Annotated in this window: 2 protein-coding genes and 2 tRNA genes; all 4 read right to left on the bottom strand. The window is 39.8% G+C overall.

Going from position 1 to position 4,508, the window contains the following annotated elements; genetic code table 11:
* The coding region (locus tag NEOC95_RS00020; RefSeq protein ID WP_213150882.1) for a leucine-rich repeat domain-containing protein at positions 1–2,002 on the bottom strand (2,002 nt) is incomplete at its 3' end.
* A 541-nt stretch (positions 2,003–2,543) separates the two neighbouring features.
* Positions 2,544–2,616: transfer RNA gene (locus tag NEOC95_RS00015), tRNA-Met, on the bottom strand.
* A gap of 6 nt (positions 2,617–2,622) precedes the next feature.
* Positions 2,623–2,695: transfer RNA gene (locus NEOC95_RS00010), tRNA-Met, on the bottom strand.
* A gap of 96 nt (positions 2,696–2,791) precedes the next feature.
* Positions 2,792–4,087: a 3-deoxy-D-manno-octulosonic acid transferase gene (locus tag NEOC95_RS00005; RefSeq protein WP_166157394.1), complete on the bottom strand. Its 1,296-nt coding sequence runs from the start codon at positions 4,085–4,087 to the stop codon at positions 2,792–2,794.
* Between the last annotated feature and the right edge of the window lie 421 nt (positions 4,088–4,508).

The raw sequence follows: 4,508 nt of genomic DNA, 5'->3' as shown, positions 1-4,508 counted from the left end.
CTGGAATAGAGGTGAGTTGGTTGTGCTCTAAGTTAAGCGTTTGCAGCCGAGGAAGCCGCCCTATCTGTGCTGGAAGAGCGGTAAGCTGGTTGTCGGTTAAGTCAAGCTGTAGCAGCTGAGAAAGCTGCCCTATCTCTGTTGGAAGAGCGGTAAGCTGGTTGTCGGCTAAGCCAAGCTCTTGCAGCTGAGAAAGCTGCCCTATCTCTGTTGGAAGAGCGGTAAGCTGGTTGTCGGCTAAGCCAAGCTCTTGCAGCTGAGAAAGCTGCCCTATCTCTGTTGGAAGAGCGGTAAGCTGGTTGTCGGCTAAGCCAAGCTCTTGCAGCTGAGAAAGCTGCCCTATCTCTGCTGGAAGAGAGGTGAGCTGGTTGTGCTCTAAGTTAAGCATTCGCAGCAGAGAAAGCTGTCCTATCTGTGCTGGAATAACGGTAAGCTGGTTGCCGGTTAAGTCAAGCTGTTGCAGCTGAGAAAGCTGCCCTATCTCTGCTGGAAGAGAGGTAAGTTGGTTGTTGCCTAGCAAAAGCCATCTTAAGTAAGAAAGCTGTCCTATCTCTGCTGGAAGAGTGGTAAGCTGGTTGTGCTCTAAGCTAAGCCTTTGTAGCTGAGAAAGCTGCCTTATCTCTGCAGGAAGAGTGGTGAGTTGGTTGTAATCTAAGTTAAGCGTTTGTAGCCGATAAAGCCGCCCTATCTCCGCAGGAATAGATGTTAGTTGGTTAACGCTTAAGAAAAGATGCAGCAGCTGATATAGCTGTCCTATTTCTGAAGAAAGAGTGGTGAGCTGGTTGTTATCTAAGCTAAGCCTTTGTAGCTGAGAAAGCTGTCTTATCTCTGCAGGAAGGTTGGTGAGTTGGTTTTGGTTTAAGTAAAGATTCCACAGCTGAGACAATTGTCCAATTTCTGCAGGAAGAGTGGTGAGTTGGTTGTAATCTAAGTTAAGCGTTTGTAGCCGATAAAGCCGCCCTATCTCCGCAGGAAGGAAGGTTAGTTGGTTGTGCCCTAAGTAAAGCGTTTGCAGCTGGGAAAGCTGCCCGATCACTGCATGAATAGTGGTAAGTTGGTTATTGTTTAAGTTAAGTATTTCTAGCTGAGAAAGCTGCCTTATCTCTGCTGGAATAGAGGTGAGTTGGTTGTGATCTAAGTTAAGTATTTCTAGCTGAGAAAGCCGCCCTATCTCTGCTGGAAGAACGGTAAGCTGGTTGTGATCTAAATAAAGACTTTTAAGCTGAGAAAGCTGCCCTATCTCTGCTGGAAGAGTTTTTAGCTGGTTGTCGGCTAAGTCAAGCTGTTGCAGCTGAGAAAGCTGCCCTATCTCTGCTGGAAGAGCGGTGAGTTGGTTGTGATCTAAATAAAGACTTTCAAGCTGAGAAAGCTGCCCTATCTCTGCTGAAAGAGCGGTGAGTTGGTTGTTACCTAGCCGAAGCCATCTTAAAGAAGAAAGCTGCCCTATCTCTTGAGGTAAAAAGGTCAAGCTTATTTCTTGTAAATCTATCATCTCAAGATCTTTTCCATACCTTTCAATCCACTCCTTAAAAGACTCTCCTTTTTTTTCTAAGGGCAAACTCTTGATTTCTTCTTGCTCTAAGTATTCTTTTCCACCAGGTAATTCTTTCCATAATAGGAGACGATTAATATTTAACAGATAAGAGAGATAATTAGCTGATGTGAAATATCTGATTTTCTCAAGGCTATCTTTAAATTCTAAAGGAGAAAGAGCGCTAGCTAGAGTAAAGATTTGCTTAAAAATTGCCTTTACTTTTTGTAGGGGAAAAAGTCCATCTTCTAACTTATAAATTTTATCTAAGATAAGAGCATGCTCGTTAACATTTCCTTGAGGAAAGTGAACTTTAACTATTTGCTTATAAATAGAGGGCATTACCTCACTAGTTAAAAGGTGTTGCCATTTTCCACACACACTAGATAAGGAAGGTGTGGCGCAATATTCTAAAATAGAGGTTAGCACCTCATTAGGCAAGTGCGCAAAAGCAATAGAAACGTTAGTATGCATGTTATAGCCTTGGTTAAGATTTGTCTAAATTCTTAAGTCCCTGCTTAATAGAAAGATACAAAAGAAAACACCAAACATGCAAGATAATAATAGAAATAAATTCTTAGTTTTTAAATATAAAGATAAAAAACCTTTGGTACTTTTATGGATTCAGATTACATTAGACCTCTGTGGAAACTGTAATAATACCCTTTAGAGCCACTCTTTATGTAGTCATACACTTAATAAAAAGCTTGTCTTTACAGAGAGAGCCAGCTTGGAAAAAGTTTAATTTTTTTGGCTATGCAGACGTAGTTTCTTTAAAAAGTATTATTTCGTAAATACTTTTATAATGACCTATATAGTATCTTAGCTACCTAAAATTGCTTATAGGTAAGGAGGATAGCTTGATTTGGTTTCGTACGTTCTATAAAAGTCAGAGAATTTGAAAAAGAGAGGTTTATAGAGGAAATAAGCCAAGCCTTATGCTAGAGCTGCATGCCTGTATAATTAAATAAGAATAATATAATTTAGAAAGTCTGAGGGGTAGATGTAAATGATGTAGCGGCAGCCGGATTTGAACCGACGACACACGGATTATGATTCCGTTGCTCTACCGACTGAGCTATACCGCCATGAAATAGCGGGGGAAGGATTCGAACCTCCGACCTTTGGGTTATGAGCCCAACGAGCTAACCCCTGCTCCACCCCGCGTCATTGAATAAATAGAAAGCTTAACAAAATCGCTATTTTAAAGCAAGGCTTTAGCAAATAAATTGCACAAATAATGGAAAAGCCTTTCTTAAGCTTTCAGAAGGCATCTTTTTTGATAAGAGGCTCAATAAAATTCCAGGTTTTTTGAGTAGCCCCTTTGATATCTTTAAACATACGTACACCATTGGCTCCTATAGATTTCCTTAATTGAGAATCCTTTAGTAGTACCATCATTTCGTCGCTGAGATGATTAATGTCTACTTGACGGCCCGCTTTATAATCCTCCATTAATTCTACCAGCTCAGGTTGTGAATGCATATAAGGTCCATAAATGACGGGAACGCCATACCAAGAAGGCTCTAAGATATTATGCCCACCTACCCTTGCAGTATAGCTCCCTGCCACAATAGCTAAATCAGCAAGTTGATAGCATTTGCGCAATAATCCCATCGCATCGATCAAGATGACTTTAGCATTATTAACAGATTGATCGATCTGGCTAAAACGCACGTAAGGGATAAACTCTTTCTCCAAAAGCCTAGCCACCTCGTTAAATCGCTCGGGATGTCGTGGTACGATGATCAACTTTACATGAGGCAGTTCTTCCCACACTATTTTCATCTGTTCCAATATCATCTTTTCTTCTGGTTCATGCGAGGAACCTAACACGACGATTTGATTTTTCTCCTCAATTTGAAATTGTTTTTTCCAAGCGGCATGTTGCTCAGCTGTGAAACGAGGATATTCATCATCAAATTTCAAATTACCTGTAATCTGCATTTTATGCGGATCTACGCCAAGAGCTTTAAAACGTTCGTAGTAATGCTTGCTTTGCAGACAAAATAACTCGACAAACGAAAAGAGCTTATGAGTGAAATAAGGAATTTTCAAAAAACGATGAAAAGAACGTTCGGAGATTTTACCATTGACTACCACAATTAAAGATCCTAAGCCTTTAGCAGCTTTAAGAAAATTATACCAAAAATCTGTTTCCACTAAGATGACCAAATCAGGAGCAGCTCTTTTCATAATAGGACGGATAATAAAAACAAGATCAACCGGCAAATAGACATGATAATCGGCTTGAGGAATACTTCGCTTAGCTTCAGCATGTCCTGCCTCAGTGACACTTGAAATGACAATAACAGGATCATGAAGCTGCGTCCTCAGGGTTTTAACCAGTGAGGTAGCGGCCTTAGCTTCACCTACCGAGACAGCATGGACCCATACCAACTTACGCTCCCCTTTTGTTATTAAGGGAAAATTAAATCCCAATCTTCTTGCTAAGCTTTGTTGGTACTTTTTTTTGATGAAATAATCATAGCACACTTTAGGTAGGGAAAGTAGGGCTAAGAGACACAACATGGAGTCATATAAGAAAGATAGAATCATAATATCCTAATTATAAATTTTAAATGTATCTTAATCAATTAGGATTAAAGGATGAAGGAGAAAATCGCAAGAAGATGGGTAGAAGCAGGATTCAGAGCAAAATGCACAAGAAGCTTTACCCACTCAGATAAAAAAGACTATCTTTTAATTTAGCCTCTACCTCTGCCACAACAAATTCTTTAAGGTAGTTTAGCTAATCAAAAAGATCTTCAGTGGGTGTAATTAAAAGTGTTGGCAAGATAAGGAAGGATTAATACATACTGAAAGCGTAGCAAAAGGAGGTTGCATATGCTTAACGAAGAAGAAGTTAATAAAGTATTTAATCGCTTAAAGGAGCATCCCGATCTATTAGAATCCATTAAAGATTTATTAGATATTACCGAAGGAGTTAAAGGGATTGAAGTGGCGGATGATGCTGAAT

It is taken from the genome of Neochlamydia sp. AcF95 (assembly GCF_018342455.1).
GTDB lineage: Bacteria > Chlamydiota > Chlamydiia > Chlamydiales > Parachlamydiaceae > Neochlamydia.
Note: the sequence above shows the minus strand (reverse complement) of the source record. Positions and strands in the feature narration are given on the sequence as shown.

Coding starts and splice junctions, on each gene's coding strand:
- NEOC95_RS00005 (WP_166157394.1), bottom strand. CDS start 4,087: ATGATTCTATCTTTCTTATATGACTCCATGTTGTGTCTCTTAGCCCTA.